The 14585-nt window shown below is 75.0% G+C and carries 11 protein-coding genes; 7 read left to right on the top strand and 4 right to left on the bottom strand.

Annotated features, from left to right (window positions below; translation table 11 throughout):
• Positions 1-4 precede the first annotated feature (4 nt).
• Positions 5-2374, bottom strand: a complete 2370-nt coding sequence (gene lon, locus AB0M46_RS49020; RefSeq protein WP_363348208.1) for an endopeptidase La — start codon at positions 2372-2374, stop codon at positions 5-7.
• Positions 2375-2475: 101 nt separating this feature from the next.
• Positions 2476-3660: an FAD-dependent monooxygenase gene (locus tag AB0M46_RS49015; protein ID WP_363348206.1), complete on the bottom strand. Its 1185-nt coding sequence runs from the start codon at positions 3658-3660 to the stop codon at positions 2476-2478.
• Positions 3661-3737: 77 nt separating this feature from the next.
• Here AB0M46_RS49015 and AB0M46_RS49010 point away from each other — a divergent pair, with 77 nt between their 5' ends.
• Positions 3738-4310 carry a TetR/AcrR family transcriptional regulator gene (locus tag AB0M46_RS49010; RefSeq protein ID WP_363348204.1) on the top strand — a complete coding sequence of 191 codons (573 nt, stop codon included), beginning with the start codon at positions 3738-3740 and terminating at the stop codon, positions 4308-4310.
• Between the two features lie 107 nt (positions 4311-4417).
• Positions 4418-5581: an MFS transporter gene (locus AB0M46_RS49005; protein WP_363348202.1), complete on the top strand. Its 1164-nt coding sequence runs from the start codon at positions 4418-4420 to the stop codon at positions 5579-5581.
• A gap of 395 nt (positions 5582-5976) precedes the next feature.
• On the opposite strand, the gene AB0M46_RS49000 is transcribed toward AB0M46_RS49005, so the two are convergent.
• A complete protein-coding gene (locus AB0M46_RS49000) occupies positions 5977-6732 on the bottom strand; it encodes a protein phosphatase 2C domain-containing protein (RefSeq protein WP_363348200.1) in 756 nt (251 codons plus the stop codon).
• 111 nt (positions 6733-6843) lie between these two features.
• Positions 6844-7143, bottom strand: a complete 300-nt coding sequence (locus AB0M46_RS48995) for a hypothetical protein (protein ID WP_363348198.1) — start codon at positions 7141-7143, stop codon at positions 6844-6846.
• A gap of 116 nt (positions 7144-7259) precedes the next feature.
• Between AB0M46_RS48995 and AB0M46_RS48990 the strand changes: the two genes are divergently transcribed.
• The 5 genes from AB0M46_RS48990 to AB0M46_RS48970 all read left to right on the top strand — a co-directional run.
• On the top strand, positions 7260-9686 hold the full coding sequence (locus AB0M46_RS48990) for a hypothetical protein (RefSeq protein WP_363348196.1): 2427 nt from the start codon (positions 7260-7262) through the stop codon (positions 9684-9686).
• 344 nt (positions 9687-10030) lie between these two features.
• Positions 10031-10486, top strand: coding sequence for a CAP domain-containing protein (locus AB0M46_RS48985; protein ID WP_363348194.1), 456 nt, complete (start codon positions 10031-10033; stop codon positions 10484-10486).
• Between the two features lie 483 nt (positions 10487-10969).
• The gene (locus AB0M46_RS48980) at positions 10970-12268 is read left to right on the top strand and encodes a glutamate-cysteine ligase family protein (RefSeq protein ID WP_363348191.1); all 1299 of its coding nucleotides are present in this window, start codon (positions 10970-10972) and stop codon (positions 12266-12268) included.
• Positions 12269-12297: 29 nt separating this feature from the next.
• Complete coding sequence (locus AB0M46_RS48975) at positions 12298-13236, top strand: ribose-phosphate pyrophosphokinase (protein WP_363348189.1); 939 nt, start codon at positions 12298-12300, stop codon at positions 13234-13236.
• On the top strand, positions 13237-14585 hold a 1349-nt coding region (locus AB0M46_RS48970; RefSeq protein ID WP_363348187.1), incomplete at its 3' end, for a BTAD domain-containing putative transcriptional regulator.

The raw sequence follows: 14585 nt of genomic DNA, 5'->3' as shown, positions 1-14585 counted from the left end.
GGCGTCAGATGCCGGCCGGCACGTAGTCCGGGACGGCCGGGCCGTCGGCGCCGCCAGCCCGGCCGTCGGCCGGCTGGGCCTCCGAGGCCGGGCGCAGGGCCAGGGCCAGGACGTCGGCCACGTCGGCCAGGGCGTGCACGGTCAGCTGGGCGCGGACCTCCTCGGGCAGGTCGTCCAGGTCGGGCTCGTTGCGCTTCGGGATGATGACCTCGGTCAGGCCCGCGCGGTGGGCGGCGAGCAGCTTCTGCTTCACCCCGCCGATCGGCAGGACCCGGCCGGCCAGGGTGACCTCGCCGGTCATGCCGAACTCCGGGCGCACCGGGCGGCCGGTGGCCAGCGAGGCGAGGGCCGTCACCATCGTGATGCCGGCGCTCGGGCCGTCCTTGGGCACCGCGCCCGCCGGCACGTGCAGGTGGATGCGCCGGCCGGCGAGGCGGTTCGGGTCGATGCCGAGCCGCCGGCCGTTGGAGCGCAGGTACGACAGCGCGATGTGCGCCGACTCCTTCATCACGTCGCCGAGCTGGCCGGTCAGGGTCAGCCCCGGCTCGCCCTCCATGGAGGTGGCCTCGATGAACAGCACGTCGCCGCCCGCCCCGGTCACCGCCAGGCCGGTCGCCACGCCGGGCACGGCGGTGCGCTCGGCCGACTCGGGCGTGAACCGGGCCCGGCCCAGGTACGTCGCCACGTCGTCCACCCCGACCGCGACCGGCGCCGGGTCGGTGGCCAGCGCGACCGCGACCTTGCGCAGGATCTTCGCGAGGGCCCGCTCCAGCTGCCGCACGCCCGCCTCGCGGGTGTGCTCCCCGGCGATGCGCGCGAGCGCCTCGTCGGTGATGGCGAAGTCGGCCGGCTCCAGGCCGGCCCGCTCCAGCTGCCGTGGCAGCAGGTGGTCGCGGGCGATGGCGACCTTCTCCTGCTCGGTGTACCCGTCCAGGCTCACCAGCTCCATGCGGTCCAGCAGCGGGCCGGGGATGGTCTCCACCACGTTGGCGGTGGCCAGGAAGAGCACGTCGGACAGGTCGAGGTCGACCTCGAGGTAGTGGTCGCGGAACGTGTGGTTCTGCGCCGGGTCGAGCACCTCCAGCAGGGCCGCGGCCGGGTCGCCGGCGTAGCCGACGGCCAGCTTGTCGACCTCGTCGAGCAGCACGACCGGGTTCATCGAGCCGGCCTCGCGCAGGGCCCGCACGATCCGGCCCGGCAGCGCGCCGACGTAGGTGCGCCGGTGGCCGCGGATCTCGGCCTCGTCGCGGACGCCGCCGAGCGAGACGCGGACGAACTTGCGGCCCAGCGCCCGGGCCACCGACTCGCCGAGGCTGGTCTTGCCCACCCCGGGAGGGCCGGCGAGGGCCAGCACGGCGCCGGAGCCGCGGCCGCCGACGACCTGCAGGTTCTTCTCCGCGCGGCGGTTGCGCACGGCGAGGTACTCCAGGATGCGGTCCTTCACGTCGGCCAGTCCGGCGTGGTCGGCGTCGAGCACCGCGCGGGCGGCGGCGAGGTCGGTGTTGTCCTCGGTCCGCGCGTTCCACGGCATCTCGAGCACGGTGTCGAGCCAGGTGCGGATCCAGCCGGCCTCCGGCGACTGGTCGCTGGCCCGCTCCAGCCGCCCGACCTCGCGCAGCGCCGCCTCCTTGACCTTCTCGGGCAGGTCGGCGGCCTCGACTCGGGCGCGGTAGTCGGCCGAGCCGTCGGGCTCGTCCTCGCCGAGCTCCTTGCGGATCGCCGCCAGCTGCTGGCGGAGCAGGAACTCGCGCTGGGTCTTCTCCAGGCCCTCGCGCACGTCGTGGTTGATCTTCTCGTTGACCTGCTGCTCGGCCGCGTGGGCGCGGGCCCACTCGACGAGCAGCTCCAGCCGGGCGGTGACGTCCGGCGCCTCGAGCAGCTTGATCTTCTGGCTCAGGGTCAGCCAGGGCGCGTAGCCGGCCGAGTCGGCCAGCTCGGACAGGTCGGTCATCTTCTCGACGGTGTCGACGACCTGCCACGCGCCGCGCTCCTGGAGCACGCCGATCACCAGCGCCTTGTACTCGCGGGCCAGCTCCCGGGCCTTGCCGGCCGGTGCGGGCTCGCTCAGCGGGGTGGCCTCGACCCACAGCGCCGCGCCGGGGCCGGGCACGCCGGCGCCGATGCGGGCCCGGTCCAGGCCGCGGATGACGGCCGCCGGTTCGCCGCTGGGCAGCCGGCCGACCTTGTCGAGCACGGCGATGACGCCGAAGGAGCCGTATTCGCCGTCGACCCGCGGGACCGCGAGGACCCGTTTGTCGCCGGCGGCGCGCGCCGCGTCGACGGCCGCCTGCGTGGAGGCGTCGAGCGTCACGGGGATGACCATGCCGGGGAGCAGGACGTCGTCGTTGAGTGGGAGAACCGGGAGCGTTGCCATCAGGACACACCTGCCATCAGTAGGTTGAGCGTGTCAGGCTTAAGTTACAAACGGTGCCCTATGTTCCCGTGAGTACCCATGGTGTGACCCAGGCCACTCGCCTACACCAGCGCGGGCAGCCGGTAGTCCGGCAGCTCGAACGCCGTGGCCGTCCTCGTCGCCAGGTACTTGAACAGGCGCCGCGCCGGCGGGACATACCGCACCGTCTTGAAGAAGCGGTTGCGCTGGGCGATCTTCTTCCAGGTCGAGGGCACCAGGAAGTCGGGGCTGCCGTCTGCCTGCCGCTGGCAGGTGGCCACGTAGGGCCGCAGCAGCCGCTCATACCGCCCGAACGCCGCCGCGTGGTCCCCGCCCGCCGCGTCGAGCTCACCGGCCAGCACGTAGGCGCCGACGACGGCCAGCCCGGTGCCGTTGCCGCCCGGCCCGCCGGCGAACCCGGCGTCGCCGAGCAGCACCACCCGCCCCTGCGACCAGCGGTCCAGTCGGATCTGCGTGGTCTCGTCGAACCAGAAGTCCTCGGCCCGCCCCATGGCCGCCAGCAGTTCGGCCGTGCGCCACCCGACGCCGGCGAAGCGCTCGGCGATGAGCTGCCGCTGCTGCTCCACGTCGCGGTGGTCGAAGTCCAGGCCCGGCTCGGCGAAGGTCATCGACACGATCTGGTCCCCGCCGTGCGGCGACATCACCGACACCGAGCGGTTGGGCTCGCTGTAGATGATGCCGGTGCGCCGCAGCCCCATCGTGCCGGGCATGGTGAACACGCCGCCGTAGACGCCGAGCGGCTTGCGGTGCGCCGGGTCGTCGCCGAACACGAGCCGCCGCACCGCGGAGTGCACCCCGTCGGCCCCGACCACCAGGTCGAAGCGGCCCGGCTCGCCATGCGCGAAGGTCACGTCGACCCCGTGCGCGTCCTGCGCGATGCCCGTGATCTGGTCGCCGAAGCGGTAGCGCACCCGCCCCCGCGTGGCCCCGTAGAGCACCTCGGCCAGGTCGCCCCGCAGCACCTCGAGATCGCCGCTGAAGATCGCCGAGGGCAGGGCCGAGACCTGGGCACCCTCGCCGTCGACGAGCGCAATGTCGCCCATGTGCGTGGCCCGCGCCTCGAGCTGGGCGCGCAGCCCCATCCGCTCGAGCGTCGCGAGGTGCACCTTGCCGCGGAAGTCGACCGCGTAGCCGCCGCCCCGCAGCGCGGGCGCCTTCTCGACGACGGTGACCGAATGCCCGTACCGCTGCAGCCAGAACGCCAGCGAAGGACCGGCGACGCTGGCGCCGGAGATGAGGATGTCCATGCCGGGAACCATACAGGCGTGCTACACGTTTGTATAGAACGGCCGTATAACACGGGCGTATAGTAAGATCGTGAGCCATGGGACACCGCGAAGACCTCCTCGAGGGCGCCGTCAAATGCCTCTACGAGAAGGGCTACGCCCGCACCACGGCGCGCGACATCGTCGAGGCGTCGGGCACCAACCTGGGCTCGATCGGCTACCACTACGGCGGCATGACCAACCTGCTCAACGCCGCGCTGGAGCGGGCCATCGAGAACTGGGGCATGGAGCTGGCCGAGGCGGTGATGTCGGCCAACGCAGCGTCGTTGAGCGGCGCCGAGCGCTTCGAGCGGTACTGGGAGTACATGCTCGCGACCGTGCGCACCCGCCGGCAGTTGCTCCTGGCGACGTTCGACGCGTTCATCCAGATGGAGCACTCGCCGGACGTGCGCACGATGCTGACCAACGGGATGCGCGACGCCCGCCGCCTGTGGGCGGAGGTGTTCCACGGCATCGACGCCGAGCTCGAGCCGACCCGCGCGGACCAGATCGGCTCGCTCTACCAGGCGCTGATCAGCGGGGTGCTGGTCCAGGCGCTGATCAACGAGGACGACGCGCCGACCCCACAGGACCTCAGCGCCGCGATCCGCGCCATCGCCGCCACGCTGTGATGCGCCCCGATCCCCGCGGTCGCCGCCGGCCCGCGACGCGCGCCGACCCGCGGCAGCGCCGCCAGGCTGCGCCGCGCCCCGATCCAGGCCAGGACCCCCGGGCCGCGATGCGCCGCGCCGTCGCGCTCCTCGTCGCCGGGGTGCTGCTCATCGGCGCCGTCGGCCGCGCGCCGCTGACGTCGGTCGGCCCGCTGGTCGCCGACATCCGCGCCGACCTCGGCCTGTCCTCCTCCGCCGCCGGCCTGCTCACCACGCTGCCGCTGCTGGCCTTCGCCGGGTTCTCGCTGCTCGCCCCGCGCGTCGCCGCCCGCATCGGCCTCGAGCGCAGTCTCGTCCTGGCCCTGCTGCTGCTCGTCGCCGGCATCGCCGTGCGCTCCGTGCCGACCCAGCTGTGGACCGGCACCGTGGCCGTCGGCGCCGCCATCGCCTGCTTCAACGTGCTGCTGCCCGGCGTCGTCAAGCGCGACTTCCCCGACCGCGTCGCCCAGCTCACCGGCGGATATTCGGCCACCCAGAGCATCGTGGCCGCCGTCGCCTCCGGCACCGCCGTGCCGCTGGCCGCCGCGCTCGGCGGCTGGAGCCCCGCCCTGGCCGCCTGGGCGCTGCCCGTCGTGCTGGCCACCGCCATCTGGGCCCCGCAGGCCCGCGCCCACACCGCCGCCGCCGAGCCCGCCGCCCGCTCCGCGCTGCCCTGGCGCCGCGCGCTGGCCTGGCAGGTCACGCTGTTCATGGGCCTGCAGTCGCTGTGCTTCTACGTCCTGGTCGCCTGGCTGCCGACGATGGAGCGCGACCACGGCATCCCCGCCGGCGTGGCCGGCTGGCACCTCTTCGCCCTGCTCGCCGCGGCCGTCGCGGCCAACCTGATCGTCCCGGTCCTCATCCGCCGCCACCCCGACCAGCGCCTGGTCGGCCTGGCCTCCGTGGTCTGCATCGGCGCCGGCGTGGCCGGCCTGCAGTGGCTGCCGTGGACGCCGGCGTTCGCCCTGGCCGCGGTACTGCTGGCCGGCTTCGGCTCCGGCATGGCCATCGTGGTCTGCCTCTCGCTGTTCAGCCTGCGCACGACCGGCCAGGCCCAGACGGCCGCGCTGTCGGCGATGGCCCAGTCGGTCGGCTACCTGCTGGCCGCGGGCGGCCCGGTCCTCATCGGCGCCCTGCACGACGCCAGCGGCGCCTGGACCCTGCCCGCCGCCCTGCTGTGCACCCTGACCGCCGCCATGGCCGTCCCCGCCGTCCTCTCCGGCCGCAACCGCACCCTGCCCGCCGACCCCTGATCCCGCCCCGGCCCCCACCCGTCCCCGGCCACGCCGGCCGCCCGCCATCGGCACGCGGCCACGCCCGCCTACGTCGTCCAGACCGCCGCCGGCCGGCGTCCGCTCCGGCACGCACGCCGTCCAGCGCCGCGACGGCTCGCCCGGCGAGCGCTACCGGGCCGGGGTCGTCGGCCTCGAGGAGGTCACCATTCGGCTACCCGCAGCACGACCGCACCGGTACCCCCGTCCGAGCCGCCGCGGCGGTGATGTCGCTCGGTATGGACGGGCCTCAGCCCTCACGCGCGCCGACGACACCCCGGAGCAGGGGACGAGACGGCCGAGCATCGCCGCGAGCGATGTCTGGGACGTGCTACGGGCGTAGTGAGGAGTCGGGCGGGACGGTCGGCGGCGACCGCTCAGGAGACCTTGACCACGACGGCGGTGGCGTTGTCCCGGCCGCCGGCCTCCAGCGACGCCGTGACCAGGGTCGAGGCCATCACGTCCGGCGGTGCACCGCTGCCGAGGGTGCGTTCCATGAACTGGTACGGCACCTGCTCAGCGATCCCGTCGGTGCACAGGCAGTAGACGTCGCCGGGGAACATGGTCACGCTGAGCACGTCGGGCTCGGGCAGCTGCGGGTGGCCGATGAAGCGGTGCAGCTGGTAGCGGGCGGCGGCCGCCTGCGGGGAGTCGGCCGGATACCACCCGTGCACGGCACCGAGCCAGGCCGCGGTGTGGTCGACGGTGAGCAGCTCCAGCAGGCCGCCGCGCAGCCGGTACACCCGGGAGTCGCCGATCTGCGTCACCCACGCCCCGGTGGCGTCGGCGACCAGGGCGGTCAGCGTGCAGCCGGTGAGCTCGCGCAGCTCCTGGCCGGCGGCGCGGACCCGGCGCTGCGCGTCGGCGACGGCGGCGAAGAGGGGGGCCGGGTCGACGGGGCCGCGGTGCTGCTGCACGGCGGCGGTGAAGACGTCGACGGCCATGCGCCCGGCGGTGCGGCTGCCCTCGCTGGCGCCCATGCCGTCGGCCACCACGGCGCACAGGCCGGGGCGGCGCTGCAGCTCGGCGGCGTGCAGCACGTCGAAGTTGGCCGCATACCGCCGGCCGACCTCGGTGGCGGCCCCGACCGTGAGCTGCCGGCCGGCGCCCTGGGCCTCGATCACCATCGTCATCGCCCGCAAGCGTAGCGGTTGCCGTGATGTCCTCGCGGCCCCGTGTTCATCGTCCGTTCAGCATTTGATCAGTGACGTTCGTCGCTGTCGCCGGGCACGTCGTACGGCGGATCACTGCGGCGACCGGAAGGCGCGCACCTCCCACGTGCCATCGTCGCGGCGCAGCCAGCCGTCGATCTCCCCGCCGAGCTCCGCGAACATCACCACCCGGTCGTAGAGCCAGTCGGCGAAGTCGTCCTGTTCCTGCTCGGTCAGCCCGGTGACGACCGCGGCGCCGAAGGTGATGAGGCCGGTGCCCTCCAGCGGGGAGGCGCCGAGCACACCCACGACGCTCTGGTCGTCCGGGGCGATGTCATCGCGCTCCTCGACCTCGAGGTAACCACCGTCGGGCATCTCGACCAGGAAAGCCACGGCGGATCCTTCTCCCCCCAACGAAGGCGCGCGGGTCGTTTCGCCTCAACGCTACCGCGCGCCGCGAGCCTGGCCGGGCAGATGGCGGGCGTCCAGGTGGACGGTACAGTCGCCGGATGGACCCCGCGTCGAGCGCGACGGCGGCGCTGCCCGCCCCGCTCACCACGCTGGTCGGCCGCGAGAGCCTGGTGCGCGCGATCCGCCGGCTGCTGGACGGCGGCGGGCGGCGGCTGGTGTCGCTGGTCGGCCCGGCCGGCTGCGGCAAGACCCGGGTCGCCATCGCGGCGGCGGCCGGCCGGCCGGTGCGGTTCGTCGATCTGTCCACGATGGACGACCAGTCGCCCGCCGGGTTCGTGCTCGACGCGCTGGGCGTGACCCGCCGGCCCGACCTGGGCGAGCTGGACACCCTGGTCGCGGCCCTGACCCCGGCGCCCGACGCCCCCACCGATCCCATCGCCGCGGCAGCCACCGAGCCAATCGCCCAGGCAGCCGCCACACCGATCACCACGGCAGCCACCGAGCCCATCGCCGCAGCGAACACCGGGCCTACCGCCGTGGCAGCCACCGAGCCGGCAGTCGCGAGCACCGAGCGCATCGGCGCGGCGGCCACCGGCGCGACGCGGCCGGGTCCGCCGCGGGAAGTCCGGCCCGCCGCGCCCGGCCGCGGGGAGCTGCTGCTCGTCCTGGACAACTGCGAGCACGTCGCGGCCGGGGTGGCGGGGCTGGTGGAGGGGCTGCTCGCGGTACACCCGGGGCTGTCCTTGCTCGTCACGAGCCGGCAGGCGCTCGGGCTGGCCGACGAGACCGTGGTCGGGGTCGAGCCGCTCGACAAGGACACGGCGCTGCGGCTGTTCGAGACGCGGATGTTCGAGCGCACCGGCAGGCCGCTGCCCGCCGCGCACCTGCCGGCCGCCGCGGCGATCTGCGCGGCGCTGGACGGCCTGCCGCTGGCCGTCGAACTGGCCGCGGCGCGCGCGGCGCTGCTGTCGGTGCCCGAGGTGCGCCGCCTGCTCGCCGACCGCTTCCGCGTGCTCGCCGACGCGAAGGCGGCCGGCCCGGAGCACCACCGCACCCTGCGGGCCGCGCTCGACTGGAGCTATCACCTCCTGTCGCCGGACAAGCAGGCCCTGCTGCGCCAGCTCGCCGTCTTCCACGGCGGGTGGAGCGAGGCGGCGGTGTCGATCCTTCCGGCGTACCGCCCGGGGCTGCTCGGCGCCCTCGCCGAACGCTCACTGCTGGCCGGCGCGCTCGGTGAGCGGCCGCCACCGGCCGAACCCCTCGCCGCGGACCGGGACCGCGGCCGGTTGCTGCAGACCGTCGCCGCCTACGCCGCCGCGCGCCTCGCCGAACGCCCCGACGAGGCCGCCGCCGCGCTGGACGCCCACGCCGCGCACTACCTCGACCTCGCCGAGCGCGCCGCCGCCGGCATCCGGGGCCCCGGGCAGCGCGACTGGCTGCGCACCCTCACCCTGGAGCAGGACAACCTGCGCGCCGCCCTCGCCCGGCTGGCCACGCGCCCCGGCCGCGCCGCCGACGCCGACCTGCGCATGGCCGCCGCGATGGCGCCCTTCCAGCATTTCATCGGGGGGTACTCCCAGGGCCGCCAGTGGCTGGCCGAGGCCCTCGAGCGGCGCCCCGACGCGCCGGCCCCCGCCCGGGTGGCCGCGTCCTGCGCCGCCGCCACCCTGGCCATGCTCGCCTGCGACTACCCCGCCGCCGCGGCGCTGGCCCGCGCGGCGCTCCCGCTGACCGGCGCCGACCCCGCCGCGAGGGGCCGCCTCCTCACCCTGCTGGGCAGCGTCGAGCGCGAGCGCGCCCGCTACGCCGAGTCGATGACCCATCTCGACGAGGCCCGCCGGCTGTACCGCGACTCCGGCGACGCCTGGGGCGAGGGCCACGCCACCCAGCTCGCCGGCGCGACCGCCTGGCTGTCGGGTGACCTGGACGCGGCCGCCGGCATGCTGGCTGGGAGCCTGGCCGCCTTCCGGGACCTCGCCGACGCCGAGTCCGCCGCGTCGTGCCTGACCCACCTGGGCGCCGTCGCCCACTACCGCGGCGACCAGCCGGCCGCCCGGCGGCACCTGCTCGACGCGCTGGACCGCTTCACCGAGCTGGCCTTCCCCGAGGGCGTGGCCTGGGCCCAGGACCTGCTGGGCCGGGTCGACCTCGCCGACGACCGCCTGCCGTCCGCGGCCGAGCGCCTGCGCGCCAGCCTGGCCCTGCACCGCAGGGTGGGCGACCGGTGGCGCACCGCGAGCGTCCTGGAGGCCCTGGCCGAGTGCCGCCGCCGCGGTGGCGACCCGGCGCACGCCGCGGCCCTGCTCGGCGCCGCCGACGTGGTACGCCGCGAGATCGCCGCCCCCACCCCCGCCTGCGAGCTGCCGTCGCGGCGGTCGACGGACGCCGCCCTGCGCGCCGCGCTGCCCCTGCCGGACTACGACCGCGCGTACCGCTTCGGCGCCCGCACCGCCCTGGACGACCTCCTGCCCATGACCGGCGCCACCCTGACCGCACCGTCGCCGGCCGCCGTCGCGGCCGGCTGACACTACGCTGCGTGTCGCTCCACGTTCGACAGGGCGCCGCCGAACCTCCGGCGCCATTTCCGTCGGACCGGCAATCATTTCCGTGCGGACCGCAATCATGACCGTCGGATCCGCATTTCGACGACGGCCCACCGACCGCGCAATAGCCGGGCGGCGGCAAAAGGTCACCCGCAAGGGTGAACGGGGCGGTTACGGGGGAAGGGGCGGCAAGCGTCGCCCTAGCGCATCAATGGTGCAGTACGACGAGTTTGCCCAGATTCAGGACGTTCAGCCAACGGAGGCTTAGTTTCAGGCCATCTGCTCTACTTCGTGGAGGTGAGATGGTATTCCGGAAGGGTGTCGCCGTGACGCTCGTCGCTGGTGCGGTCGCGGCGGGCGCGGCGGTCCAGGCCGGCCCGGCGTTCGCGGCCGACTCGGCCATGGCTCGCGGGGTCATCGCCATCACCAACAGCGTGCGCACGAGGGCCGGGTGCGGGCCGGTCACACCGAGCGCAGGGCTGAGCAACGCCGCGTGGCAGCACTCGTGGGACATGGCCGGACGTGGCTATTTCTCGCACGGGTCGCCCGGCGGCGGCTCACCCGGGACCCGGGTCAGGGCGGCCGGGTACCGGTGGTCCGCCTACGGCGAGAACATCGCCTGGGGGCAGCCCACGGCCCAGGCCGTGATGAACGCGTGGATGAACAGCCCCGGCCATCGGGCCAACATCCTCAACTGCCGGTTCCGCAACGTGGGCGTGGCGGTGGCGTACGACTCCCGCGGCGTCCCCTTCTGGACGCAGGACTTCGCGAGCCCTTGGTAGGACCCGACCGATCACACCGACGACCGGCCCCGCGCACACGCCGCGCGGGGCCGGTCGCTCGTCACGCAGGCCGGGAAACCGCCGGTGGCAAACGCCACCCCGCGGGTAAGGGCGCCGCTCGGCGAATATCCACAAAACGCCAGGCAATTGACCGCTCGGCAACTGTGCGCAGCAGCGCGGCCGTGACGGAAAACGATAACCACGCACGGCGGAATTCGGGCGCGGGGCGGAAGGTAGGATCTGGCGTCCCGGCGCGGGCCGGCCGCAGATCCTGCGGCCATCCAGCGGCTTCCCATCGAGTGTTCATCGCGCGTTGTCCTCTGGCGCTGGACAGAACGCCCCGCTGACCGCCTAATTGAGTGCACTCGCCCGGCACCCCGCCGCCGGTCGGGCCGCCGCCACACCCAGCACGACCTGAACGATCACTTTTCCCAACCACAACACCACTCTGGGTAGCACGCACCCTTCTTCCGGGAGGCCGCCGTGAACGACACGACAACCGCCATCCTCCTCACCGAGGCCACCGCCTCGGCGTACGTCGCCGCCTCCGGGTTCCGGGTCGGGCCGGTCGGGCGGGTCGGGGTGGAACTGGAGTACTGCGTGCGTGACGCCCGCCGGCCGTTGCACCGCCCGGCGCCGGGCCGGCTGCTCGGGCTGCTCGCCCACCTCGGCAACCCGCTGCCGGGCGGCAGCTCGGTGACGATCGAGCCGGGCGGGCAGCTGGAGCTGTCCAGCGCGGTCGGGGCCGACATGGACGCGTGCGTCGCCGCGCTGGCCGGGGACCTGGCGCTGGTGCGGGCCGGGCTGGCCGAGCACGGGCTGCTGCTGGAGGGCACCGGGCTGGACATGGTGCGCCGGCCACGGCTGGTGACGGACCACCCGCGCTACGTGGCGCTGGCCGAGTACCACGACCGGGCGGGGACGCGCGGGCGTACCGTCATGACGAACTCGGCGTCGATCCAGGTCTGCCTGGACTCGGGCACCGACGGCTCCGAGGCCGACGAGTGGTCGCACTTCACCCGGCGCTGGTGGCTCGCCGACGCCATCGGGCCGGTGATGATGGCCGCGTTCGCCAACTCGCCGCACGTGACCCGGGCCGGGCGCCGCTGGGTCTCCTACCGGCAGGCGCTGCGCTTCGGCACCGACGCGAGCCGCACCCGCGCACCGCGGCGCACGGCCGACCCGCGCACGGCCTGGGCCCGCTACGCCCTCGCCGCCAAGGTCGCGATGGTCGCCCCGGCCGACCTCGACGCCACCGCCCAGCCGGCGGCCGGCGAGCCCTGGCTCGTGCCGAGCGGGCTCACCATGCGCGACTGGCTGCGCGGGCACGGGCCGCGGCCGGTGACCCTGACCGACCTCGAGCGCCACCTCGGCACCCTGGTGCCGCCGGTGCGCCCGCGCGGCTACCTGGAGCTGCGGATGATCGACCAGCAGGCCGGCGACGACTGGGTCGTGCCGGTCGCCGTGGTCACCTCGCTGCTCGACGACCCCGAGGGCGCCCAGGCGGCGGCCGACGCGACCGAGCACCTGCGCTCGCCCCTGCGCCGGCACCGCGACTGGCTCGGCGCCGCCCGCGATGGGCTGGCCGACCCGGCCCTGGCCGCGGCCGCGCTGGCCTGCTTCACCGCCGCCCAGTCGGTGCTCGCCCGCCGTGAGGCACCACTGGCGGTGCGTGACGCGGTGGCCCAGTTCGTGGACCGGTACGTCCTGCGGGGGCGCTGTCCGGCAGACGACGCTCGACACGAGCGCGACCGGCGGGTGCGTGTGGTATCAACGGGGTGACCCCATCCCGGCCCCGAGGAGTCCCGCCCGTGCGAGACATCGCCGTGTTCAGTGGCAGCGCGCACCCCGCACTCGCGGAGGAGATCTGTGCGCAGCTTGAGGTACCGCTGCTCCCCGTGCGGGTGGACCGCTTCGCCAACGACTGCCTCGAGGTCCAGCTGCAGGCCAACTGCCGCGAGCGGGACGTGTTCCTCATCCAGCCGCTGGTGCCCCCGGTGCAGGAGCACCTCGTCGAGCTGCTGCTGATGCTGGACGCGGCCCGCGGGGCCTCGGCGGCGCGCACCACCGTGGTCATGTCGCACTACGCGTACGCCCGCTCCGACAAGAAGGACGAGCCGCGCATCTCCATCGGCGGGCGGCTCGTCGCCGACCTGCTCACGGCGGCCGGGGCCAGCCGGGTGCTCACGCTGACCCTGCACTCGCCGCAGGTGCACGGGTTCTTCTCGGTGCCGGTCGACCACCTGCACGCGCTGCGCGAGATCGCCGGGCACTTCCGCGGCCACGACCTGTCCAACAGCGTGGTGGTGTCGCCGGACCTGGGCAACGCGAAGCCGGCCTCGGCATTCGCGCGGATGCTGTCGGTACCGGTGGCCGCCGGGGCCAAGCAGCGCTTCTCCGACGACCGGGTCGTCATCGGCACCGTCATCGGCGACATCGAGGGCCGCGACGTGATCGTCCTGGACGACGAGATCGCCCGCGGCAGCACCGTCTTCGAGCTCATCGACCGGCTCCGCGAGCGGGGCGTGGCGAGCATCCGGGTGGCCTGCACGCACGGGCTGTTCACCGGCGACGCGCTGGAGCGGCTGCAGGCCCAGGAGGACGTCCTCGAGATCGTGTGCACCAACAGCGTGCCGCTGCCCAAGGACAAGTGGGTGCCGAAGCTTCGCGTCCTGTCCATCGCGCCGGCCATGGCCGAGGCCATGCGCCGCATCCACAACGGCGAGTCCGTGAGCTCGCTGTTCCACTAGATGCTGCACATCGCGGTGCTCGGGCCGCTGCGCATCGAGGTCGGCGGGGCACCGGTCGACGGCGGCGGGCCGCGGCAGCGGGCGGTGCTGGCCCGGCTGGTCGCCGCCGGCGGCCACGTGGTGCCCACCGACCGGTTCATCGACGACCTGTGGCACGGCGAGCCGCCGCCGAAGGCCCTCGCCGCGCTGCAGGTGTACGTCTCCAACCTGCGCCGGGTCCTCGAGCCGGGCCGGGCGCCCCGCACGCCGGCCACGGTCGTCGTCTCGGCCGCACCCGGCTACGCGCTGCGCCTGCCCGACGAGCAGGTCGACGCCTGGCGGTTCGAGGCGCTGCTGCGGCGGGGCAGCGAGCTGGCCGAGGCCGACCCGCGGGCCGCCGACGAGCTGCTGCGGGCGGCCCTGCACTGCTGGGCCGGCCCCGCGTACGCCGAGTTCGCCGACGAGCCGTGGGCCACCCCGGAGGCGGCCCGCCTCGAGGAGCTCCGGCTGGTCGCGGTGGAGGCATCCGGCCGGGTGGCGCTGCGGCTGGGCCGGGCCGCGCTCATCGTGCCCGAGCTGGACCGGCACGTGCAGGAGCACCCGCTGCGCGAGGAGGCGGTCCACCTGCTGGCGACCGCGCTGTACCGGGCCGGGCGCCAGGCCGACGCCCTCGCCGCGCTGCGCGAGGCCCGCCGCCGCCTCGGCGACGAGCTGGGCGTCGACCCCGGGCCGGCCCTGCGCGCCCTGGAGGCCGACGTCCTCGCCCAGGCGCCGCACCTGGTCGAGGAGCGGGTGGAGGTCATCGCCCCCAGGCAGGACGCGGTCCCCGGCCCCGCCGGCGGGGCGATCGGCCGCGAACCCGAGCTGGCGGCACTCGCCGCCGCCGCGGACGACCGGCTGCGCATCGTGTGGGTCGGCGGCGAGGCCGGATCCGGCAAGACGACCCTGGTCAGGGCGTTCGCGACCCGGCAGGACCGGCGGGTCGCGTGGGGGCGCTGCCCCGAGGTCGACGGCGCGCCGCCGGCCTGGGCCTGGGCCGAGATCCTGCGCGAGCTCGCCGGCGACGGCGACGAGCGGCTCCGGCCGCTGCTGGAGGGGCGCGGCGGCGGCGACCAGTTCCAGCTCGCCCAGGCCGTCGGCGAGCGGCTCGGCGCGGGCGGCCCGCTGCTCGTCGTCCTCGACGACGTGCACCGCGCCGACGGCGAGACGCTCCAGGTGCTGCGCCACATCGCCGTCGCCCTGGCCGGACGCCCCGTGCTCGTCGTGGCCACCTACCGGCCCGGGGAGGCCCAGCCGCAGCTGTTCCCGGACAGCATGTTCACGGACCTGTTCGCCGCGATCGGCCGCCGGTCGGTGCCACCGTCGGTGGT

The sequence above is a fragment of the Dactylosporangium sp. NPDC051485 genome (assembly GCF_040682015.1).
Taxonomy (GTDB): domain Bacteria; phylum Actinomycetota; class Actinomycetes; order Mycobacteriales; family Micromonosporaceae; genus Dactylosporangium.
Note: the sequence above shows the minus strand (reverse complement) of the source record. Positions and strands in the feature narration are given on the sequence as shown.